The organism is Aurantiacibacter zhengii, from assembly GCF_003584125.1.
Lineage (GTDB): Bacteria > Pseudomonadota > Alphaproteobacteria > Sphingomonadales > Sphingomonadaceae > Alteraurantiacibacter > Alteraurantiacibacter zhengii.
Map to the genome: position 1 here is coordinate 17,433 of NZ_QXFL01000010.1, position 22,202 is coordinate 39,634.

Here is a 22,202-nt window from a genome sequence, read left to right on the forward strand (position 1 = left end):
TGCCCGTGGCCGACGCCGCTTTCAACGACTACATCATCAAGGATATTGCGCTTGCCGACTATGGCCGCGCGGAAATCAACATTGCCGAAACCGAAATGCCGGGCCTGATGGCCACGCGCGAGGAATTCGGCGACGCGCAGCCGCTGAAGGGTGCCCGCATCACCGGCAGCCTGCACATGACGATCCAGACCGCCGTGCTGATAGAAACGCTCACCGCGCTGGGTGCGGAAGTGCGCTGGGCCACCTGCAACATCTTCTCCACGCAGGACCACGCGGCCGCTGCCATCGCCGCGCAGGACATTCCCGTTTTCGCCGTGAAGGGCGAAAGCCTGGCCGAATACTGGGACTATGTCGGCAAGATTTTCGACTGGTCGACCGATGACGACCAAGATCAGACCGCCAACCTCATTCTCGACGACGGCGGCGACGCCACGATGTTCGCGCTGTGGGGCGCGCGCGTGGAAGCGGGCGAGGACCTGCCCGAGCCCAACAATGCCGAGGAAGTCGAATTCCAGCGTTCGCTGAAGGAATTCCTGAAGCGCAAGCCGGGCTACCTGACGAAATCGGTGAAGAACATCCTGGGCGTTTCGGAAGAAACCACCACGGGCGTCCACCGTCTCTATGGCCTTGCCAAGAAGGGCAAGCTGCCGTTCCCGGCCATCAACGTGAACGATTCCGTCACCAAGTCGAAGTTCGACAACCTCTACGGTTGCCGCGAATCGCTGGTGGATGCCATCCGCCGCGCGACCGACGTCATGCTGTCGGGCAAGGTTGCCTTGGTTGCCGGCTACGGCGACGTGGGCAAGGGCAGCGCACAGTCGCTCCGCAATGGCGGCGCGCGCGTTCTCGTGACGGAAATCGATCCGATCTGCGCGCTGCAGGCGGCGATGGAAGGTTACGAGGTCGTGACGATGGAAGAAGGCGTGAAGCGCGCCGATATCTTCGTCACCACCACCGGTAACGAAGACGTGATCACTGCCGAGCACATGAAGGCGATGAAGCCCATGAGCATCGTGTGCAACATCGGCCACTTCGATTCCGAGATCCAGATCAGCGCTCTCGACAACTACGAGTGGACCGAACTGAAGCCGGGCACCGACCTGGTGAAGTTCCCCGATGGCAAGGAAATCATCGTCCTGGCCAAGGGCCGCCTGGTTAACCTAGCCTGCGCCACCGGCCACCCCAGCTTCGTGATGAGCTGCTCCTTCACCAACCAGGTGATGGCACAGCTGGAACTGTGGGAGCGCCACGAGCAGTACGAGAACGATGTTTACGTCCTGCCCAAGAAGCTGGACGAGAAGGTCGCGGCCCTGCACCTCGACAAGCTGGGCGTTAAGCTGACCAAGCTCAGCAAGCAGCAGGCCGACTATATCGGCGTGCCGGTAGAAGGTCCGTTCAAGCCGGAACACTATCGTTACTGATCTGCGGTTTGCACCGATGAAAACACGAACGCCCCGGCCATTCGCGCCGGGGCGTTCCTTTTTGGGCATCAGGACTGTCGGGATTTGCCTGCCGCCCATTGCAACTGCGCCCCCTGTCCCATAGCTGCATAGGCAATGGAATTGACCCCATCCGCGATGGCCCTGCTGGGGCTGATGCTGGCCGCGTGGACCTTTGGCGCGGTGTGGCTGGTCGTGGGCTCCCTCCAGCGCGCCCGCGCGGCGCGCCATGCCCGCAACACCGTTCGCCGCCTGTCGCGCATGATCGACGATGCGCCCGCCATTCCGCTGCTGGTGCGTGCCGATGGCAAGATAGAGGGGCCGGACAGGCTGGCCAAGTGGATCGGACTGGATACCCTGCCGGGATTTCTCAGTGAGCTGGGCGGCGGTCTGGTGGACGAGGAACTGAAGGACCTGCGTGAAGCCGTGCGCCGCACGCAGAAAACGGCCGCACCGTTCAGCATGGTCGTGACACCCAAGGGTTCCACAAAGAGCCTTGCCGTGCGCGGGCAGCTGGCCGATCCGGTCATCGCCACGGGCGGAGCTGCCATGGTATGGTGGTTCGACTTTTCCGAAAGCCAGGGCGAACTTGCTCGCCTGCGCGAGGAAACCGCCCGCGCGCGCAACGATTTCGCTGCGCTGGTCGGCCTGATTGAGGCCGCGCCCATGCCGATGTGGTTCCGCGGCCCGGAAATGGACCTGCGCCTGGTCAACAGCGCCTATGTCACCGCAGTGGGCGCGAAGGATGCCGCGAGCGTGGTGGACAAGCAGATCGAACTGGTGGAACCGGTGGACGGTCTTTCAGCAGCGCAGATCGCCGGACAGGCGCACAGCCGCGACCTGCCGGTGGAGCGGATCGTCCAGGCAACCGTGGGCAACCAGCGCCGCACACTCCGCGTGTCGGACCTGCCGCTGGGAGAGGAAGGCGTTGCCGGATACGCCATCGATATCGAGGAGATGGAGGAGCAGACACGCGCCTTCCGCGCTTTCCGTGCGGCCCAGCGCTCAATGCTCGACCAGCTTTCCATCGGCGTGGCGCAGTTCGATCCCGACCGCCGCCTCGCCTTTTCCAACCAGCCATTCCAGCGCATCTTTGCATTGCCCGGTTCCGCCCGTGTGGACCCGCCCGATTTCGACCGGTTCCTGGACCTTGCCCGCGACGCTGGCCGACTGCCCGAAACGCGCGATTTTCCGTCGTGGCGGGCAGAACTGGCGGCATGGTTTACCCAGGATGCCCCGGTGGAGGATGCCTGGACGCTGCCTGACAGCACCCACCTGCGCATCGTCGCCCAGCCGCTGCCCGACGGCGGTCTCGTGCTGGTGGCGGAGGACAGGTCCGAACAGCTTGCGCTTTCGGCCACGCGCGACACGCTGCTGCGCACCCGGACCGCCACTTTCGATTCGCTTTTCGAATCGCTCGCGGTGTTCGCGCCCGACGGCCGGATGCAGCTGTGGAACCGCCGGTTCCCCGCCATCTGGAACCTGCCGGAAGAGTTCTTCGACGAGCATCCCCATGTCGACGAATTGCTCGACCGAATTGCGGACCGTCTGGCGCGGCCCGGTCAACGCACCGCCATTGCCGAAGTCGTGCGCGCTGCCACGCTGGACCGGCAGCAGCGCGGCGGGCGGGTAGTGCTATCCGACGGGCGTACGCTGGAATTCGCCGGTGTTCCCTTGCCCGATGGCAACGGCCTGCTGACGGTGCTGGACGTAACCGATTCCACCAAGGCGGAAGAGGCCCTGCGCGAACGCAACCAGGCGCTGGAGGAGGCGGACGCGGTGAAGACGCGGTTCCTTGCCAACATGAGCTACGAATTCCGCACGCCGCTGACATCCATCGGCGGCTTTGCCGAATTGCTGCAGACCGGGGTCGCGGGCGAACTCTCGGACCAGGGCAAGGAATATGTGGGCGCGATCATCGCCTCGGTGGAGCGGCTGTCGCAACAGATCGAATCGGTGCTGGACCTGACGCAGAGCGAGGCTGGCCTGCTGCCCATCGCCACCGAGGAATTGGAACTGCTGAGCTTTGCCACACAGGTGGTGCGGGCGCGGGAAGACGCCATCGAGGCAAAGAATATCACCCTGGACCTGCGCGGCGACAAGAGCGCGGGATCGGTACAGGCAGACCGCCGCCAGTTGAGCCGCGCGGTGGGCAACCTGCTCGACAATGCCATTGCCGCGACGCCTGAAGGCGGGCGTATCCTCGTCGCGCTGGGCCGCCGTAAATCGGGCGCCCGCATCGTGATTTCAGATAATGGCGAGGGGATGCGCCCCAGCGAACTCGCCCGCGCGCTGGACGGCTATCGCCTGAGCGGCAGCGACGGAAAGGATGGCAAGCGCGGCCTCGGCCTGCCGCTCGCCCGCCAGTTGATCGAGGCCCATGGCGGCAGGCTGGAAATCCAGTCGGAGAAGGGCGGAGGCACAACGGCGACGGTGAAGCTGCCTTGAGGATCGAACTTCCGGACCTGAAGGCGATGCAGGGCTTCGGCCAGCGCATCGCGGCCCGGCTGCAGTCCGGCGATGTCGTGGCGCTGACAGGTGGCCTCGGTACTGGCAAGACGACCCTCTCGCGCGAAATCCTGTCCGCACTGGGCCATGAAGGCGAGGTGCCTTCGCCGACCTTTACGATCATCGAAACCTACGACCATCTCGATCCGCCGGTGGTCCACGCTGATTTCTACCGCCTCGAGCATCCGTCGGAGGCAGAGCAGCTTGGCCTCGACGATTACCGTGAGGGCGCAGCCTTGCTGGCCGAGTGGCCCGACCACGCTGGCGGATTTGCGAATGAGGCAGCCTGCCTGCAAATCACGCTGGAAATTGCCGGTGTCGGACGCATTGCCGTTGTGGAACCGGGCGCAGGTTGGCAAGGACGCTGGCCATGACATCGACTCTTCCCGCAGGGCTGGACGAATTTCTGGAAACCGCCGGTTGGCATGGCGCCGAGATCGAGCCGCTGCCCGGCGACGCCAGCTTCCGCCGCTATTTTCGTGTCCGCTCCGGTGACAATCACGCCATGCTGATGGACGCACCGCCTCCGCACGAGGACCCCGGTCCATTCCTGCACGTCGGTAAATGGCTGACAGGCCAAGGCCTGCGCGCACCGCAAATCCTGGCGGAGGCGCCGGAGCGCGGTCTCGTGCTGATCGAGGATTTCGGACACGACCGCATGCGCGACTGGCTGGAGGTCAATCCGGCGGAAGAACGCCGCGCCTACCGCGATGCCATCGATGCGCTGGTGAACCTGCACCAGTGCCCGCCTGGGCCGTTCGAAAGCTATACGCTGGAGACCTACCTCCGCGAGGCTTCGCTGTTTCCCGACTGGTTCTGCAAGACCGCGGGCATGAACGTCGATTCGATGGGCTTTGCGACCGCGTGGCGCGAAGCGCTGGGGCCGCTGCTGATCCGCCAGCAGCCGGGCGTCACCGTTCTGCGCGACTATCATGCCGAAAACATCATGCTGCTTGGCCCGCAGGGGGAATATTCGGGCGAGCAGGGGCTGATCGACTTTCAGGATGCGCTTGTGGGGCACCCCGCCTACGACATTGTCTCGCTGTTGCAGGACGCGCGGCGCGATGTGTCCGCCGATCTCGAAGCCGAGATGTTGCAGCACTACAGTAGCCGGATGGACGTGGGCGAGACATTCGCGGCGGATTACGCCGTGCTGGGCGCGCAGCGGAATGCGAAGATCGTGGGCATCTTCACCCGCCTGTGGAAGCGTGATGGGAAGGAGCGTTACCTGCCGATGATCCCGCGCGTCTGGGCTGCCATGGAGCGAAACCTTGCCCATCCCGCGCTGGAACCTGTCGCCCGCTGGTTCGCTGCCAACATACCGGATACGGTCCGCGCAAGGCAGGGAGGCATTTTCGGGTGAGCAAATTGGCCAGCGATACCGCGATGGTGCTTGCTGCCGGTATGGGCAAGCGCATGCGCCCGCTTACGGCCACCCAGCCAAAGCCGATGGTGCGTGTCGCGGGCAAGGCGCTGGTGGATCACGCGCTGGACAAGCTGGCCGATGCCGGCGTCGCGCGCGCGGTGGTGAACGTGCACTACCTCGCCGATTCCATCGAGGCGCACCTGGCGGAGCGCAAGCATCCGCAAATCATCATTTCCGACGAGCGCGAGCAGTTGCTGGAAACCGGCGGCGGGATCGTGAAGGCGGCAGAGCACCTTCCCGATCCGTTCTTCTGCCTGAACTCCGACAACATTTGGCTGGATGGCCCGGTCAACGCCTTTGCCGACCTGTCGGCCTTCTGGGATGCGGACAAAATGGACGCCCTGCTGCTGCTGGTGACGCACAAGGCGGCGCACAATTTCAGCGGCAAGGGCGATTTCCACATGGATGCAGAGGGCCAGTTGCGGCGCCGCCAGTCGGGCAGGATCGCGCCCTACATCTTCACCGGCATCCAGCTGATTTCCACGCGGCTGATGCGCGATGCGCCGGATGGCGCGTTCTCCACCAACGTGTTCTGGACCCGCGCGATAGAGGAGGGCCGTCTGTACGGTACGGCCTTTACCGGGCAGTGGTTCGAGGTGGGCACGCCGCAGGCCATCCGCCCCACCGAAGAAGCCCTTTCGGAAGTATGAAACCGGGTCTAGGCTGACCTGATGGCGGGGCGGCAAGACATTCAAACACCTCAGGTTTATTCCATTGCTGCGCATCGCGGATTCGCCGATGCGCTGGTGGCGGGGCTGGTGCCGCGCTACGGCGAGGACGCCTTCGGCCTTGCCCGCTTGACGCTGCTGCTGCCCAGCGCGCGAGCCGCGCGGACCATGAGCGAAGCGTTTGTCCGCCATGCGGGCGAGACTGGCCGGCCGGGTCTGCTGATGCCCCGCATGGTGCTGGTGGGCGATCTCGATCTCGACGAATCGCTGGGGCCGCTGTTCGATTCGCTGGGTGCAGGCGCTGCGATCCCGCCCGCCGCCGATCCGACACGCCGATGGCTGCGCCTTGCCACGCTGATCCGCGAAGTCCGCGGCGACAAGGCCCCGCGGGGCGCCGCGCTGCTCCGCTTGGCGCGCGAAACCGGCCAGGTGATGGACCGCCTGCTGGTGGAGGAGATCGCCCCGGACGATCTGCTGTCGGACGGCGTGCTGGACATGGTGGGCGACCTGTCGGAGCACTGGCGGTACAACCTGCACCTGTTCGCCACGGTACAGCGCTTGTGGCTCGACGACTTGCAGAAGCGCGGGGAGCGGGACGCTGCCGCCCGGCGCAACATGCTGTTCCGGGAGGCCGCGCGGCGCATGCGCGAAACACCGCCCGAAACGCCTTTCGTCGCCGCCGGTGTCACCAGCGCCGCACCCGCACTGGCACGGTTGCTGCGTACGGTATCCGAATTGCCGCAGGGCGCGGTGGTGCTGCCCGATCTCGACCTGTCGATGGGAGACGAGGTGTGGGACGAACTGGGCAGCGCGGGAGATACGGCAGGCGAAACCCCCTTCGCCAGCGGCGATGCGCTGACCCATCCGCAATATCATCTGAAACTGCTCCTGAACCGCATGGGCGTGGCGAGGGCCGAGGTGCAGCAATGGCACCGTGCCGGTCTCGCCAAGGGTCCGCCAGAGCGCACGCACGCCATTTCCAGTCTCTTCCTACCGCCCGAAGCGAGCAAGGCATGGGTGAAGCTGCCCGCGGCAAAACGACGTATGTCGGGCGTGAGACTGGTAGAGACTGCCAATCCGGAAGAGGAAGCGCAGGCCGTCGCGCTGATGGTGCGGGAGGCGCTGGACGAGCCGGAAAGGCGTGTTGCCGTCGTCACCCCCGACCGTGGCCTTGCCAGCCGTGTGGCCCAGCACCTGCGGCGCTGGCACATCGAGGCAGACGATTCCGCTGGCCGCCCGCTGGGCGAAACCGCTGCGGGGCGCGTCCTCCTTTTGCTGGCCGAAATTGCTGCTGAGCCCGCCGCACCCGTTCCCCTGATTGCCCTGCTGGAGCACCCCCTGGTGGCAGCGGGTGAGGGCAGGGCCGCGTGGCTGCGCGCCGCCCGCCGGTTCGAGCTGCAACTGCGCGGTCCGCGGAAGGCACCCGGTCTCGCCCCGCTGCACCCGCTGGCCAGGAAGGCGGGCGTCGAGCCGTGGTGGCAGGATGTCGAAGCTGCTCTTACCCCGCTGCTGGGTGCCGGTAGCGAAGCCGATCTCGCCACTTGGCTGGACCTGCTTGCCGAGGCGGGGGAGGCGCTGTGCGGCGAGAGCCTTTGGGCACGCGAGGATGGCCGGTCGTTGTCGGCCTTTGTCGAGGACCTGCGCCTTCACGCGCGCGATATCGCCACGCCGCTGGAAGCCGACGAACTGCCTTTCGTGCTGCGCGATGCGATGGACCGCGTTGCCGTGCGACCTCCCTATGGGGGTCATCCGCGGGTGGCGATCTACGGCTTGCTGGAAGCGCGCATGACGCGCGCGGACCTGGTCATCTGCGCGGGCCTGAACGAAGGGACCTGGCCGCCGCGTCCGGCAACCGATCCGCTGTTGGCACCGGGCGTCCTGCGTGCGCTGGGCGTGCCGGGCGCGGATTTCCGCATCGGCTTTTCCGCGCACGATCTTGCCGGGGCTCTCGGCGCGCCGGAGGTGGTGCTGACCCGCGCGCGGAGGGATCTTGCCGGGCCTGCCATCGCCTCCCGCTTCCTGCTGCGCGTGCGGGCCTTGCTGGGGGAGGACCTTGTTGCGAGGCACGAGGACAGGGAAGTCGTCACGCTCGCCCGCGCGCTCGACGATCCACCGCAAGTGCCGCACGCCCCGCGCCCGCAACCGTGTCCTCCTGCCGAAATGCGGCGGCAGGACATCAGCGTTACCGCGCTCGATAGGCTGCGCAGCGATCCCTACCAGTATTACGCCGCCAAGCTGCTGCGATTGGGCGAACTCGACCATGTCGATGCCCAGCCAACGCCTGCCTGGCAGGGCGAACTGGCGCATGCGATCCTGGAGGACTGGCACAACGGCAAGGGTGAACTTGCCGAGCTGGCCGACCGTCACCTGCGCGAAATGTCCGCCCACCCATTGATGCGCGCCCTGTGGCGGCCACGCCTGCTGGCGGCGCTGCAATGGGTTGCCGAAGCGATAGAGGCCGACCCGGAGCGCAAGCCAGTCGCCATAGAGCAATGGGGTGAAATGACCGAACGAGGCATCCGGATCTTCGGCAAGGCCGACCGGATCGACAGGCTGGCCGATGGCTCGCTCGCCGTGGTCGATTACAAGACCGGCAGTCCGCCAACCGGCGCGCAGGTAGAGGAAGGCTTTGCGCTGCAACTCGGCACCATCGGCCTGATTGCGCAGGCCGGCGGGTTCGACAACATCACCGGCGATCCGGTGAAGTTCGAATACTGGTCGCTGGGGAAGGCCAAGGCCAAGGACCACAAGACCGGCTTCGGCTATGTCTCCACCCCGCTGCTGGAAGGAAAGAAGCGCACGGGCATCCCCCCAGAAGATTTCCTGCCCGAAGCGCGTCGATACCTCGACGACGCCTTGGATCGCTGGCTGCTGGGGAATGAGCCTTTTACCGCGCGCTTAAACCCCGATGCGCCGGGCTACGACACCTATGACCAGTTGATGCGGCTTGCCGAGTGGCAGGGGCGGGACGAGGCATGAGCGGCCCAAGAACAGGTCGGGTCTTCCCCCTCAAGGACAACCAGTCGCTGGCTGTCGATCCGCGCGACAGCGTGTGGCTGTCCGCGTCGGCGGGCACCGGCAAGACGCAGGTGCTGTCCGCCCGCGTGCTGCGCCTGCTGCTGACGCCGGGCGTGCGGCCCGAGCATATCCTGTGCCTCACCTTCACCAAGGCAGGCGCCGCCGAAATGGCAACCCGCGTGAACGAGGTGCTGGCGAACTGGGTCCGGATGGAGGACGACCGGTTGGTGGCCGACCTGCGGGCCATCGGCGCGGATATCGATCCCGAAACCCGCGCCCGCGCCCGCACGCTGTTCGCAGCCGTGCTCGATTGCCCCGGCGGGGGGCTGCGGATCGACACGATCCACGCGTTCTCGCAGTGGCTGCTGGCTGCATTCCCGGAAGAGGCTGGCCTGATCCCTGGCACCCGCCCGATGGAAGATCGCGACCGCGACATGCTCGCCGAGCGCGTACTGCGCGAACTGCTGGTGGACTGGGAGAAAAGCGACGCCGCGACGCAATCGGCGCTGGAAAGCCTGTCGCTGCGCATGGGCTCGGACGGGGCGCGAGGCTGGCTGATGCGCTGCGCGGCGGCGCGCGGCGTGTGGTTCGGTCCGGGTGCATGGCAACCACCAATGGAACCGCGCGTGAAGCGGCTGCTGGGCTTGGATGCCGACGCCTCACGCCAGGATCTTGCAAAACTGTGCGCGGATGACGCGTTCGATACCGATGCATTGCGGCAATGGCGGGCCGCGCATGCGGCGTGGGGCACGAAGACGGCGCTCGGTTGCCTTGAAGCGATCGATGGGTGGCTTGCGGGTGACCACAATGCGCGCTTCGACAGGTGCGAGGACCTGACCAAGGCGCTGTTCACCCAGAAAGGCGATGTCCGCTCGCTCGCCAGCCTCGAAAAGCACGACCCATACGTTGCCGATAGCGCCGCCCGCGTTGCAGAGCATCTCGCGGCCATACAGGAGCAGGCGACCCTGCTCGACCTTGTCGACACCATCACCCCCGCACTGGAAGTAGGCCGCAAGTTCGCCATAGCGTGGGACGAGGCCAAGGCACGCGAGGGGCTGGTCGATTTCGACGATCTGATCATGCGCGCCGCCCGGCTTCTAGGCAATTCGGACATGTCGGCATGGATCCGCTACAAGCTGGACCGCCGCTTCGACCATATCCTAGTGGACGAGGCGCAGGATACTAACGCGGCGCAATGGGCCATCATCGACGCGCTGACCGATGATTTCTTCGCCGGGCTGGGACAGGCCGAAGACAGGCTGCGCACGATCTTCGTGGTGGGCGATTACAAGCAGGCGATCTTCCGTTTCCAGGGAACGAGCCCGGAGAACTTTGCCGCAGCACGCGCCAGCTATGCCAGGCGGCTGTCCGACTGGGTGCAGGGCGCCGCGCAGGCGCGCCAGGGGATCGATGCGCGCACCTTGCAGGACCTTGGGCTGGGCCGGTCATACCGCACGGCGCAAAGCGTCCTCGCCTTTGTGGACGAGGCGATCGAGGCTATCGGTCACGGCAATTTCGGCCTCGACCGCAAGCCCGACCCGCACATCGGCGATGATCGCCCCGGACTTGTCACGCTGTGGGCGCCTGTTCACGGACACCCGGACGAGGTGGAGGAGGAGGGCGAAGACGGCCCCGAGATCGGCGTCTCCGAACCCGAACGCCGCATGGCCGAAAAGATCGCCGACCAGATCAAGCGCATGTGGGACGGCGGCTTCCCGCTGGTGAAAGACAAGGCAAACCCGCGCAATGCCACGCCGGGCGACTTCATGGTGCTGGTGCGCAAACGCAAGGAACTGGCCGGGCTGATCGTGGCGAAGCTGCACGCTGCGAACGTGCCCGTGGCCGGTGTCGACCGGTTGCGGCTTGGCGCGCCGCTGGCGGTGAAGGATTTGATGGCCGCGCTCCGTTTTGCCGCGCAGCCGCGCGATGACCTGAGCCTCGCCTGCCTGCTTGTCTCGCCGATTTTCGGATGGAGCCAGGGCGACCTGCTGGAATATGCCGCGCGCGACAAGGGCGTGGCGCTGTGGGATCACCTGCGCGATCTCGACGCTGGAAGGCCGCAGGAAGCTGTCGCCATGCTCTCGCAACTGCTGGCCCTCGCTGATTTCGAGACGCCGCAGGCCCTGCTCCACTGGGTGCTGCTCGGTCCGTGGAAAGCGCGCGGCAAACTGGTCGCGAGGCTGGGCCGGGAAGCCAACGACCCGATCGACGAACTGCTTAACGCCGCGCAGCAATTCAGCGCCTCCAGCACGCCCAGCCTGCAGGGCTTTATCCGCTGGTTCGATGCGGGCGACGGGGAACTGAAGCGCGAGGCGGAAGGTGCGGGCGACATGGTGCGGGTGATGACCGTGCATGGATCGAAGGGTTTGCAGGCACCCATCGTGATTCTGGCCGATGCCTGCGGCGATCCCGATGCCTCGCGCGCGTCCGGTCTCGAACTGGAGGAAGATCTGCCGGGCGGGGAGGGGCGCACCATCCCGTTACCGGCGCTGCGCAGCGAAGAACGGGTGGGCCGCATCCAGGCCGCTGCCGATGCCGCCAAGGCGGCCGAGCGGGAGGAGCACTGGCGACTGCTTTACGTGGCGATGACCCGCGCCGAGGAAGCGCTGTTCATCGGCGGTGCGCTGGGCAAACGGGAGAAGGAGCCTGCCGAGGACAGCTGGTATGCCCGCCTTGCGCCGCTGTTCGATGCCGTGCCGCTGGACGATCCCACTTGGGGTTGGCGGCTGGAGCGCGGAGAGCATGCCGAAGCCGTGCCGCACAAGTCGCAACAGGCATTGCCGATCCCGCCGGTGCTGCCGAGGTGGGCGACCACGCCCATCGGACCCGAACCGCGCCCGCCGCGCCCTCTTGCGCCGTCTGCCGGGATGGATGAGCAGGGCGCGGATCCGCCGCTACCCGCCGATCAGGCCGCCATCGCCGCGCGGCGCGGGGTGCTGATCCACGCGCTGCTGGAGCGTCTGCCCGACACCCCGCGCGACCTGCGCGAAAGCGGCGGGCGGGCCTGGCTGCAACGGCACGGGCCGGATCTGTCCGATGCCGAACGCGACGAGATGCTTCAGCGGGCCTTGGCAGTTATCGACGAACCCGAGTGGCAGGGCCTGTTCGGCCCCGATGCACTGGCGGAGGTGCCGCTTGCGGCGACCGTCGGGGAACAGGTGATCGCCGGTACCGCAGACCGGCTGCTGGTAACGCCCGACCGGGTGCTGGTCGCCGATTTCAAGACGGCGCGCCGTCCACCGGGCAGTCTGGCGCAGGTTCCCGAATCGACGCTGCGGCAGATGGGCGCCTATGCCGCAGCACTGGCGGTGATCTATCCGGACCGGGCGATAGAGGCCGTCGTGCTCTACACCCAGACACCCCGGCTCATCGCCATTCCCGCGGACGTGCTGGCCCGTCACAAGCCCTAGTGTTGGCGGCCCCAAGGAAAGCTTTTGTTACCCAAGCATTGAGTCCCTGAACGAAGCGCCTAGTTAGGGTGCCAATTGAATTCAGGAGAACATTGATGGCGACCGTGAACGTAACCGATGCCAGCTTCCAGTCAGACGTGCTGGACGCCGACAAGCCCGTGCTGGTGGATTTCTGGGCCGACTGGTGCGGCCCCTGCAAGATGATCGCGCCCGCACTGGAAGAGATTTCGGACGAGATGGCGGACAAGGTGACGATCGCCAAGATGGACATCATGGAAAACCCCGACGTGCCCGGCCAGATGGGCGTGCAGTCGATCCCCTACCTGGTCGTGTTCAAGGACGGAAAGCCAGTGGCCCAGCAGATGGGTGCCGCGCCGAAGAACGCACTGAAGAGCTGGCTCGAAAGCGTTCTCTAAGGCCGTCAGGCTTCAAGCGAATTGAGCCGCGCCGCCATGTCGTCCCACAGGGACGGTGTGGCGGCGGCGACCAGACCTTTGCGGTCCCATTCGTCCACCCTGTAGGGTGACCCGTCATCGGGGCGCGCAACCTTGCCGCCCGCTTCCTCCAGCCACAGGCAGCCCACGGCATGATCCCATGCCAGCGTGCGCTCGAATATCGACACGTCGTTCTCGCCCAGTGCGAGGCGCGGGTATTGCTCGGCAGCGCAATAGGGAATGTCGGTGAGGCGATAGTTCGGGCAGATGTGCTCGATCATCGCGGCGCGCTTGGTATCATCCATGAAAATCAGCGAGATCGCGGCCACGGGCGGGTCCTCTCCGGTGGTACGTGCGGTGATGCGCTCTCCGCCGACATAGGCTCCCTTGCCGCGATGGGCGGCGCAGAACCGGCCCGAAAGGCAATCGTAGATCCACCCGCTTTGCGCGACGCCATGATCGGCCTGCGCAATAAGAATGCCGAAGGGCGGCTGTCCGCTAGCGAAGTTGCGGGTGCCGTCGATCGGATCGACGATCCAGCACGGCCCCTTCAACCGTTCGAGCACCGACTTGTCCTCGTGCGCGGCTTCTTCCCCTACGCAGAGCAGGCCGGGGGCAAGCTTTGCCAAACCTTCCTGCAAGGCGACCTCGCTCTCCCTGTCGGCGATGGTGACGGGGTCGTTGCCACCCTTGTCCTCAACTTGGTGATCGGCAAGGTTGCGGTAGCGTGGCAGGATGACCCGTTCGGTCACGTCACGGCACAGGGCCAGGATCTCGCGGTCGATGACGCTCATGACCGGTAATCCGCATTGATCGCAATGTAACCGTGGGTGAGATCGCAGGTCCATACCGTTGCCCGGCCTTCGCCAAGCCCCAGGTCGACGTCGATGTCGATCTCATTGCCCTCAAGATGTTTCGCCACGGGTGCTTCGTCATAGTCGGGAAGGGGAAGTCCATTTCTCGCCGCCCACACGCCGCCAAATGCGATGCCCAGCTTGTCGCGGTCGGCAGGCTCGCCCGCCTTGCCCACCGCCATCACGACGCGGCCCCAATTGGCATCGCTGCCCGCAATCGCCGTTTTTACCAGAGGGGAATTCGCGATGGCGAGCCCCACGCGACGGGCGCTCTCGTCCGATTCTGCGCCAGTGACATTCACCGCGATGAATTTCTGCGCGCCTTCGCCGTCGCGCACCACCAGATGCGCCAGCTGGCGGCACACATCGTGCAGCGCTGCCATGAAGGCATCGGCCCCGGCATCGTCGAAACCTGCAAGCGGCGCGTTGCCTGCCTTGCCGGTGGCGAATGCCAGCACGGTATCGCTGGTGGACGTGTCGCTGTCCACGGTGATGCAGTTGAACGTGCCGGCACTGGCTGCGGAAAGGCACTGTTGCAGGAAGGCCGGGTCGACCGCCGCGTCGGTGAAGATGTAGCCGAGCATCGTCGCCATGTCGGGCGCGATCATGCCGCTGCCCTTGACGATACCGTTCAGGATAACCTTCGTATCGCCCAGCATGGCGGTGGCGGTGGCACCCTTGGCGAAGGTATCGGTGGTGCCGATGGTTCGGGCTGCGTCCTCGTAGGAAACCTCTGGTGCATCCAGAACCCGTGCGATGCCCGCCTCGGCCTTGTCCTTGGGCAGCGGCACGCCGATGACCCCGGTGGAGGACACCAGAACGTCCGACGGCTTGCAATCGAGATGATGCGCCACCTGCGCCATGATCTGCTCCACCGCTTCGCGTCCGCGATAGCCGGTAAAGGCGTTGGAATTGCCGGCATTGACCACCAGCGCACGGGCCTGGCCCAGCTTCACCTGTTCGCGCCCCAGCTCCACCTCGCTGGAACAGCAGACGTTGCGGGTGAACACGCCTGCCAGCGCCGTGCCTTTTGACAGTTCGGCATAGGTGAGATCGGCCCTGTCCCAGTTCTTGTAACCCGCACGGCCAACGCGGAGTGTCACACCCTCGATCGCGGGCATATCGGGAAAGGGCAGGGCGAGGGGCGATCTTTCTAGGTCCATGCCCGCCGCCATAAAGGCCCTTTACCTGCGCGCCAACACGACAATTCACGGCTGTAAAAGCATCGCTGGTGGACTTTGGGGAATGACGCGCTATCTGGAAGGCGAGATGTTACGCCAACTGCTTACCCTCCTTGCGCTTGTTTCGGGCCTCGGCCTGGTTGCCACGCCTGCCGTGGCGGCACAGGCCAACGTGGTCAGCGTGGCGGCATCGGGCGATACTTCGGACTGCCAGGTCGTCAGCCTGCCGCTGGAACTGGTGCGCGGCAAGGCGCGTGATCCGCAGGTCCGGCAGCCATGCAGGCCGCGGCCCCTCATCGTCCACACGCCCACCGTGCAGTTGCAGGCAGACCGCGCGCACGAATAGTGCCGCATGCTCCTTACATCGCCTGATTAATTCCGGCTGCGCACCCATGCGCGGCCTCTTTCCATATTATCTGACAGGATAGGCCCATCATGTGGCAGACCATCGCCAAGTCCGTTTTCGGTTCGTCCAACGACCGTTACGTCCGTTCGCTCGACAAGATCGTCGGGCGCATCAATGCGCTTGAAGAGCAGCTCGAGGATTTCTCCGACGACGAGCTGAAGGCGCAGACTCTCAAGTTCCGCAAGAAGCTGGAAGAGGGCGCGACCCTCGACGATATTTTGCCCGAAGCTTTCGCCACCGTGCGCGAGGCATCGAAGCGCGTCATGGGCATGCGCCACTACGACGTGCAGATGGTCGGCGGCATCGTGCTCCATCGCGGCGAAATCGCCGAAATGAAGACGGGTGAGGGCAAGACGCTGGTCGCAACGCTGGCCACCTACCTGAACGCCATCGAAGGCAAGGGCGTCCACGTCGTTACCGTGAACGACTACCTCGCCCGCCGCGACGCGGAATGGATGGGCCAGCTGTACGGCTTCCTGGGCCTGACCACGGGCGTGATCGTGCCGAACCTGCCCGAAGCTGCCCGGCGCGATGCCTACGCCGCCGACATCACCTATGGCACGAACAACGAATTCGGTTTCGACTACCTGCGCGACAACATGAAGCAGGAGCGCCGCCAGATGGTGCAGCGCCCCTTCAACTACGCCATCGTCGACGAGGTGGATTCCATCCTGATCGACGAAGCGCGTACCCCGCTGATCATCTCCGGCCCGACCGAGGACAAGAGCGACCTTTACATCGCGCTGGACGCGATGGTGAAGCAGATCGTGAAGGACCAGGAGGCGCTGGAGAAAGAGCGCGGTGATGAGCTGACCGAAGAGGAAAGCTTCTACACCAAGGACGAGAAGACCCGGAACATCCAGCTCACCGAAGAGGGCGTGGAAGAGATGGAAAAGCGGCTGATCGCCGCCGGCCTGCTCGAAACCGACAACCTCTATGACGTGGAGAACACGCAGGTCGTCCATCACCTGGACCAGGCGCTGCGCGCGGTAGTGATGTTCAAGAAGGATACCGATTACATCGTCAAGGACGACAAGGTCGTGATCATCGACGAGTTCACCGGCCGTATGATGGACGGGCGGCGCTGGTCGAACGGCCTGCACCAGGCGGCAGAGGCCAAGGAAGGGGTGGAAATCCAGCCCGAGAACCAGACAATGGCCTCGATCACTTTCCAGAACTATTTCCGCATGTATCCCAAGCTTTCCGGTATGACCGGCACCGCCGCCACCGAGGCGAGCGAGTTCTGGGACATCTACAAGCTGAACGTGGTGGAAATCCCCACCAACGTTCCCGTGGCGCGCGTGGACGAGGAGGACGAGTTCTACAAGAACACGCTCGACAAGTTCGCCGCCATTGCGAAAGCTATCAAGGAAAAGAACGAGATCGGCCAGCCGGTGCTGGTGGGTACGGTCTCCATCGAGAAATCCGAGCTGCTCAGCCAGTTCCTCGACAAGGAAGGCGTGAAGCACGCCGTCCTGAACGCCCGCATGCACGAACAGGAAGCCCACATCGTGGCGCAGGCGGGCCGCATCGGTGCCGTTACCATCGCCACCAACATGGCCGGTCGCGGTACGGACATTCAGCTTGGCGGCAACGTGGAATTCCGCGTCGGCGACGAGCTTGCCGAGATGGAAGACGGCCCTGAAAAGGATGCCGCGATCGAGCGCATCAAGGCCGAGGTGAAGGAAGAGCGCCAGAAGGTGAAAGAGGCAGGCGGCCTGTTCGTGCTCGGCACCGAACGCCACGAGAGCCGCCGCATCGACAATCAGCTGCGCGGCCGTTCGGGCCGCCAGGGCGACCCTGGCTTGTCGCGTTTCTACCTCTGCCTGGAAGATGACCTGCTGCGCATCTTCGGGCCGGACACGCTGTTCTCCAAGATGATGAACGCCAACCTTGAAGATGGCGAGGCCATCGGCTCCAAGTGGCTTTCCAAGGCCATCGAGACCGCGCAGAAGAAGGTCGAGGCGCGCAACTACGAAATGCGCAAGCAGGTCGTGCAGTACGACGACGTGATGAACGACCAGCGCAAGGTCATTTACGACCAGCGAGCCGAAATCATGGATTCGGAGCGCGTGGACGATGTCGTGCTCGACATGCGCCAGGATGCCATCAACTCGCTGGTGGTCGAAGCCTGTCCGCCAGGCTCCTACCCGGAACAGTGGGACGTCGAGGGGCTGAAGGAAAAGGTCGCCGACGTGCTGGGCCTCACTCCGCCGATCAACGACTGGATGGAAGAGGATGCGGTCGAGCCGGAACTGATCGAAGAGCGCCTGCAAGACCTGGCCGAGGAGCGGCTCAACGAACGGACTGCGGAAATTCCCGAGAACTCGTGGCGGCGGGTGGAGAAATCCATCCTGCTCGAACGGCTCGACTATCACTGGAAGGAACACCTCGCCACGCTGGATGCGCTGCGCCAGGTGGTGTTCCTGCGTGCCTATGCTCAGAAGCAGCCGATCAACGAGTACAAACAGGAAGCCTTCGGCCTGTTCCAGACCATGCTCGACACCCTGCGCGAGGACGTGACGAAGGTTCTGATGACGGCGCAACTGCGTCCCGCGGCTCCGCCGCCGTCGCCGCGCGCCCTGCCGGATCTGCCCGACTTCCTGACCGGGCACGTCGATCCGTTCACGGGTGAGGACGACAGTAACGATGGCGACGGTTCGGAACGGATGCAGCCGCTGTTCGGCACCCTGGCCAGTTCGCCCGTGGCAAGCACCGGCACCGCCGGTTCCGCCCAGCGCGAAAATCCCTATGCCGACAAGAACGTCAGCCGCAATGCGCCGTGCCCGTGCGGTTCGGGCAACAAGTACAAGCATTGCCACGGCGCGGTCGCCTAACGGCTTGCCTGCAAGTTTGAAGCAGATAGCATGGGGGCGAAGGAGAGCCCCCATGCCATCCACTTTCAGGCCCATCGTCGCCGCCACGTCGAGCCTTGCCGCACTAACCCTCGCCGGCTGTTCGGCACTCGAATCGCCAGCCCCGGTCAGTTACGCGCTGGCCGACATGGGCGATTACATCATGGCCGCAGTGCTCAGCCCGGCGCGCCCGGCCGAGGACAAGGCTCGCGATGAAGCGCGCCAGCCGGAGGAGATCGTCGCATTTGCCGGCGTGCAGCGCGGTGACACGATTGCCGAGATGGCGCCGGGCGGCGGTTATTACACGCGCATCCTGTCACAGACAGTCGGGCCAGAGGGCAAGGTCTATGCCCTGATGCCGGCCTTTTATGCCAACCGCGAAGGCGGGCTCGACACCATCAATGCCATCGCCGAACAGTATGGCAATGTGGAGGTTGTCGTGGTGGAAGGCTACGATGCGATGTCCCTTCCGGAACAGGTCGATCTCGTCTGGACGACGGAAAACTACCACGACTTCGCCAACGGCGATATCGGCGTGACAAATGCCTGGGCCTTCGATGCGCTGAAGCCCGGCGGCATCTACTTCGTGGAAGACCACGCTGCCCCCGGCACCGGCCTTGCAGCCACCTCGACCCTCCACCGCATAGATCCTGCCGCCGTGCGCGAGCAGGTAGCCGCCGCCGGCTTCACGCTGGAAGCGGAGAGTGACGTGCTGCGAAACCCGGCAGACCCGCACACGGCCGGACCGCGCGAATTCGGCGGCGTGACGGACAAGTTTGCTTTCCGGTTCAGAAAACCGGGTTAACAAACCCGACCTCTGGCCTTGATTGCGCCGCCCGAAATAGTTGCAAAAAATTTTTTGTACGTGGCGGAACCGCTCGCGATTTAGTGCATTACTGCGATTACAAGGCTGCGCTTTCTCCCTGGCTGACGAGTCAAAGAAGCGCGGCCTTTGTTTTGTCCGGACTGGACAGCTTTGCGTGAGCAGCTCGCCATCCCGCACTGCTGGTAGCCAACTTTGCCCGCATGGCTCCCATGGTTAACTTCATATTAGCCGCTTGCTGCGACACCCCCTGGTGACACACGCGAAGGGGCCAGTGATGCTGCACTCGATTTCTTTCTCGAAGAGCCAACCCCTGTCGCCGACGCATGTCCGCTAGACAGGGCAGGGCGCTGGGTATGACACGGCTTCACGGTCTCGACGCGCTGCGCGGCGTGGCGGCACTCGCCGTGTTCCTGCACCACCTTTGCCACTATTACTTCCTGCCGGACCTGCTGCCGATTGCGGGGCGCTCGGTCGACCTGTTCTTTGCGCTTTCCGGCTTCGTGATGGCGCGAACCTATGACGCCAAGCTGCGCGAAGGGCTTGGTGCCACCCGCTTCCTGCTGAAACGATACAACAGGCTCGCCCCATGCGCCTTCATAGGCGGGGGGATCGGCCTCGTCTTCGCCGTGGCGACCGGATATTTTCCGAACCATGTCGTGGTAGCAGGTGTGATCGGGACGATCCTGTTCCTTCCCGTACCCATCGGCGCATTCACCTATCCCCTCAACGGCGCGGCATGGTCTTTGACGGTCGAGCTGTTCCTGAACTGGGTGCACGGCGCTTTCCTGGCCCGGCGCGAACGGCTGTGGCTGGTGCTTGCCGTGGCTGTCGCGCTCTATGCAGTCGTCGCCTGGCGCGACGGCGGTACGCACTCGCTCAGCAGCATGGCTTACCTGCCCAATACCCTGCTGCGAGGGCTGTCGTGTTACGTGATCGGGGTGATCCTTTACCGCACCTGCGGCGACCGCGCCCTGTGGCGCAGTGCTGCGCCAGCGGTGATCGCCTTTCCGTTCGTGACAGCGGCCTTGCAGTACGCCCTCGCAGACTGGATAGCCTCGCTGGTATTCCTCGGCCTGATCCCCGTGTTCATCCGCGGTACGCTGGGGCAGATGCCGGCTGCCATCGGCGGCGTACTGGGCGGCCTGTCATACCCGCTTTATGCGACCCATTTCCCGATCATCCTGTTCAGCAGGGCGCTGGGCATCAGCCCGCTTGGCACCACCGTAATCTGTCTGGCGGTCGCCGCATTGCTGATGCTGACAGTGGAAGCGGCGCGGACCGGGAAGAGCAATACGCGCGCGTCCGATCAGATGCGTGCGCCGCATCCGGGTTGATCGCTTCCGGCTGATTTGCGTTGAGCTTTCCACCGCGAACCGCGTTCAGCGAAGTGGAAAATGGCTCCCCGAGTTGGAACCATTCCCTTTATCGCTGGCCTTCGCTTGCCTTCGATCTTTCCCAGATTTCCTAGGGCCTTCCTCGCCGCATCCTTCGCACCCCTTCGTTGCAATTCGCTAGAAGCCGCATTATGATGTGGGAGTAAATGAGGGATAGACCTGTGCCGAAGCTTACTGCTCTGAAAGTCCAGAAGGTAAAGACACCCGGTCGCTACGGTGACGGGGGCGGGCTGTATCTGCTCGTCGCAAAACCGGGCAAGGGATCGTCGGAACCCATCGGTTCGAAGTCGTGGATGCTGCGAACGGTGGCAAAAGGTTCGGATGGGAAAACCCTTCGTCGCGACATTGGCCTTGGTCCTGTCGATCTCGTTTCCCTGGAGGAAGCGCGCGACAAGGCGCGAGAATTACGCAAGGTGGCTCGCGCTGGCGGCAATCCGATTGCACACCGCGATCAGCGGGACGAAACGCCCCCGACATTCCGTGAAGCCGCGAAGGCTTGCCATGATGCCAAGCGGGCAGGCTGGTCCGAGAAAAACGCAACGTCCTTCCTTTCCAGCTTAGGACAGCACGTGTTCCCTGTAATCGGAGATAGCCCGGTCAACATGGTGAGCGATAAAGACGTGGCCGCTACGCTTGCTCCGCTCTGGACCACAAAGGCTGCAATGGCGAAGAAACTGCGCGCCCGGATCGGCCTCGTTCTGAACTACGCGAAGGCAGAAGATTGGCGGGCAACTGGCGCTCCGCGTGAAGCGCTTTCAACCCTGCTGCCTAAGCAACCCAGCGAAGGCAACTTTGCCTCGATGCCATACGATCAGGTGCCCGCGTTCTTTGCCAAGCAAACCGGCAAGGGTGACACGCCTTCACGGCTGGCCCTGCTGCTTCAAATACTGACAGGCGCTCGTCATGGTGAAGTGCGGTCGGCCATGTGGTCGCACTTCGATCTTGAGAAAGCGCTCTGGCACCGGCCAGCCGAATTGATGAAGTCGGGCGAAGCGCACACCGTCACGCTGTCTCCCCAAGCCCTAGCCATATTGGAGCGGGCGCAGGCGATCAGGACAGACGCGCGGGATTGCCTCGTATTTCCTAATCGCAACGGTGCTGCGCTGACCGACAACGCGATAAGCAAGCTGGTGCGGCCTACTGGTTTCACGGCCCACGGTTTCCGCGCGTCGTTCCGCACTTGGGCGGCTGAACGCATGTCTTCAATACCGGAGGCGGTCGCGGAAGCTGCGCTTGCCCACAAGATACCGGATCAGGTCGTGCGCTCCTACAATCGCGCGAAGTTCCTCGACCTGCGGCGAACCCTGCTCGATGGCTGGGGCGCGTTTGTCGCGGGCGAGGGCGCGAAGGTGGTTCAACTCCCGCTTCGAATGTGAAAACTACGTTAAATCATGTATTTAGTGCGTTAGGGCGTTAAATAGCGAAGATCGCGCATTTCGTGAACATTCCTCTGCACCCGCTGGCCTTCGCCAGCTTCTCGCAGAAGGAAATACAGATGGAACCTCTTGCCCTACCTCCGAAAGAAGCCTTTGCCGCAATTGGTGTGGGAGTCACCAAAGGCTATGAACTGATTGCTTCCGGCGATCTTCAAACGTTCAAGGTTGGCCGCGCCACGCGGGTAACAACCGAGAGCATCCGTGCATACGTCGCCCGGCAGATTGAATTGTGCAGCAAGGCTGCATGAGAAATGGAACGCCACGAAAGGGCCGGCACCCATAAATGCCGAAGCCGCCACCCTGGGCAAGGGCAGCGGCTCTGGAATGATCAGCTTGGCGGCGATCAC

At 64.4% G+C, this 22,202-nt stretch carries 16 protein-coding genes; 14 read left to right on the forward strand and 2 right to left on the reverse strand.

What is annotated here, in order from left to right:
* Window positions 1-5 precede the first annotated feature (5 nt).
* The 8 genes from ahcY to trxA all read left to right on the forward strand — a co-directional run bounded on the left by ahcY (window position 6) and on the right by trxA (window position 12,885).
* On the forward strand, window positions 6-1,421 hold the full coding sequence (ahcY, locus tag D2V07_RS16515; protein WP_233548481.1) for an adenosylhomocysteinase: 1,416 nt from the start codon (window positions 6-8) through the stop codon (window positions 1,419-1,421).
* Between the two features lie 135 nt (window positions 1,422-1,556).
* Window positions 1,557-3,887 (forward strand): PAS domain-containing sensor histidine kinase, encoded by a 2,331-nt coding sequence (locus D2V07_RS16520; protein WP_119588009.1) that lies wholly within the window; start codon window positions 1,557-1,559, stop codon window positions 3,885-3,887.
* Window positions 3,884-4,321 carry a tRNA (adenosine(37)-N6)-threonylcarbamoyltransferase complex ATPase subunit type 1 TsaE gene (gene tsaE, locus D2V07_RS16525; RefSeq protein ID WP_119588010.1) on the forward strand — a complete coding sequence of 146 codons (438 nt, stop codon included), beginning with the start codon at window positions 3,884-3,886 and terminating at the stop codon, window positions 4,319-4,321. The genes D2V07_RS16520 and tsaE overlap by 4 nt, the downstream gene beginning before the upstream one ends.
* Window positions 4,318-5,310, forward strand: a complete 993-nt coding sequence (locus D2V07_RS16530; protein WP_119588011.1) for an aminoglycoside phosphotransferase family protein — start codon at window positions 4,318-4,320, stop codon at window positions 5,308-5,310. The genes tsaE and D2V07_RS16530 overlap by 4 nt, the downstream gene beginning before the upstream one ends.
* Entirely contained in the window at window positions 5,307-6,023 is a 717-nt protein-coding gene (locus D2V07_RS16535) for a nucleotidyltransferase family protein (RefSeq protein ID WP_233548482.1), read from the forward strand. Before D2V07_RS16530 ends, D2V07_RS16535 begins: the two co-directional genes overlap by 4 nt.
* 21 nt (window positions 6,024-6,044) lie before the next feature.
* Window positions 6,045-9,020 (forward strand): PD-(D/E)XK nuclease family protein, encoded by a 2,976-nt coding sequence (locus D2V07_RS16540; protein WP_119588012.1) that lies wholly within the window; start codon window positions 6,045-6,047, stop codon window positions 9,018-9,020.
* The gene (addA, locus tag D2V07_RS16545) at window positions 9,017-12,469 is read left to right on the forward strand and encodes a double-strand break repair helicase AddA (protein WP_119588013.1); all 3,453 of its coding nucleotides are present in this window, start codon (window positions 9,017-9,019) and stop codon (window positions 12,467-12,469) included. The genes D2V07_RS16540 and addA overlap by 4 nt, the downstream gene beginning before the upstream one ends.
* A gap of 95 nt (window positions 12,470-12,564) precedes the next feature.
* The gene (gene trxA, locus D2V07_RS16550) at window positions 12,565-12,885 is read left to right on the forward strand and encodes a thioredoxin (RefSeq protein ID WP_119588014.1); all 321 of its coding nucleotides are present in this window, start codon (window positions 12,565-12,567) and stop codon (window positions 12,883-12,885) included.
* A gap of 5 nt (window positions 12,886-12,890) precedes the next feature.
* Here the strand turns inward: trxA and D2V07_RS16555 are convergent, their stop codons facing one another.
* The gene (locus D2V07_RS16555) at window positions 12,891-13,697 is read right to left on the reverse strand and encodes an inositol monophosphatase family protein (protein WP_119588015.1); all 807 of its coding nucleotides are present in this window, start codon (window positions 13,695-13,697) and stop codon (window positions 12,891-12,893) included.
* Window positions 13,694-14,920 (reverse strand): bifunctional glutamate N-acetyltransferase/amino-acid acetyltransferase ArgJ, encoded by a 1,227-nt coding sequence (gene argJ, locus D2V07_RS16560; protein ID WP_119588059.1) that lies wholly within the window; start codon window positions 14,918-14,920, stop codon window positions 13,694-13,696. The genes D2V07_RS16555 and argJ overlap by 4 nt, the downstream gene beginning before the upstream one ends.
* 82 nt (window positions 14,921-15,002) lie before the next feature.
* On the opposite strand from argJ, the gene D2V07_RS16565 reads away from it, so the two are divergent.
* The 6 genes from D2V07_RS16565 (at window position 15,003) to D2V07_RS16590 (ending at window position 22,103) form a co-directional block, all read left to right on the forward strand.
* On the forward strand, window positions 15,003-15,284 hold the full coding sequence (locus tag D2V07_RS16565) for a hypothetical protein (RefSeq protein WP_119588016.1): 282 nt from the start codon (window positions 15,003-15,005) through the stop codon (window positions 15,282-15,284).
* Window positions 15,285-15,373: 89 nt separating this feature from the next.
* Window positions 15,374-18,181, forward strand: coding sequence for a preprotein translocase subunit SecA (secA, locus tag D2V07_RS16570; RefSeq protein ID WP_119588017.1), 2,808 nt, complete (start codon window positions 15,374-15,376; stop codon window positions 18,179-18,181).
* A 52-nt stretch (window positions 18,182-18,233) separates the two neighbouring features.
* Window positions 18,234-19,004 carry a class I SAM-dependent methyltransferase gene (locus D2V07_RS16575; RefSeq protein WP_199698823.1) on the forward strand — a complete coding sequence of 257 codons (771 nt, stop codon included), beginning with the start codon at window positions 18,234-18,236 and terminating at the stop codon, window positions 19,002-19,004.
* 344 nt (window positions 19,005-19,348) lie between these two features.
* Window positions 19,349-20,359 carry an acyltransferase family protein gene (locus D2V07_RS16580; RefSeq protein ID WP_119588018.1) on the forward strand — a complete coding sequence of 337 codons (1,011 nt, stop codon included), beginning with the start codon at window positions 19,349-19,351 and terminating at the stop codon, window positions 20,357-20,359.
* A gap of 206 nt (window positions 20,360-20,565) precedes the next feature.
* A complete protein-coding gene (locus D2V07_RS19165; protein ID WP_119588019.1) occupies window positions 20,566-21,795 on the forward strand; it encodes a tyrosine-type recombinase/integrase in 1,230 nt (409 codons plus the stop codon).
* A gap of 62 nt (window positions 21,796-21,857) precedes the next feature.
* Window positions 21,858-22,103, forward strand: coding sequence for a helix-turn-helix domain-containing protein (locus D2V07_RS16590; protein WP_233548484.1), 246 nt, complete (start codon window positions 21,858-21,860; stop codon window positions 22,101-22,103).
* The last annotated feature ends 99 nt before the right edge of the window (window positions 22,104-22,202 follow it).

Coding starts and splice junctions, on each gene's coding strand:
- addA (WP_119588013.1), top strand. CDS start 9,017: ATGAGCGGCCCAAGAACAGGTCGGGTCTTCCCCCTCAAGGACAACCAG.
- D2V07_RS16575 (WP_199698823.1), top strand. CDS start 18,234: ATGCCATCCACTTTCAGGCCCATCGTCGCCGCCACGTCGAGCCTTGCC.
- D2V07_RS19165 (WP_119588019.1), top strand. CDS start 20,566: ATGAGGGATAGACCTGTGCCGAAGCTTACTGCTCTGAAAGTCCAGAAG.
- secA (WP_119588017.1), top strand. CDS start 15,374: ATGTGGCAGACCATCGCCAAGTCCGTTTTCGGTTCGTCCAACGACCGT.
- trxA (WP_119588014.1), top strand. CDS start 12,565: ATGGCGACCGTGAACGTAACCGATGCCAGCTTCCAGTCAGACGTGCTG.
- D2V07_RS16555 (WP_119588015.1), bottom strand. CDS start 13,697: ATGAGCGTCATCGACCGCGAGATCCTGGCCCTGTGCCGTGACGTGACC.
- D2V07_RS16580 (WP_119588018.1), top strand. CDS start 19,349: ATGTCCGCTAGACAGGGCAGGGCGCTGGGTATGACACGGCTTCACGGT.
- D2V07_RS16565 (WP_119588016.1), top strand. CDS start 15,003: ATGACGCGCTATCTGGAAGGCGAGATGTTACGCCAACTGCTTACCCTC.
- D2V07_RS16530 (WP_119588011.1), top strand. CDS start 4,318: ATGACATCGACTCTTCCCGCAGGGCTGGACGAATTTCTGGAAACCGCC.
- D2V07_RS16520 (WP_119588009.1), top strand. CDS start 1,557: ATGGAATTGACCCCATCCGCGATGGCCCTGCTGGGGCTGATGCTGGCC.
- argJ (WP_119588059.1), bottom strand. CDS start 14,920: ATGGACCTAGAAAGATCGCCCCTCGCCCTGCCCTTTCCCGATATGCCC.
- D2V07_RS16540 (WP_119588012.1), top strand. CDS start 6,045: ATGGCGGGGCGGCAAGACATTCAAACACCTCAGGTTTATTCCATTGCT.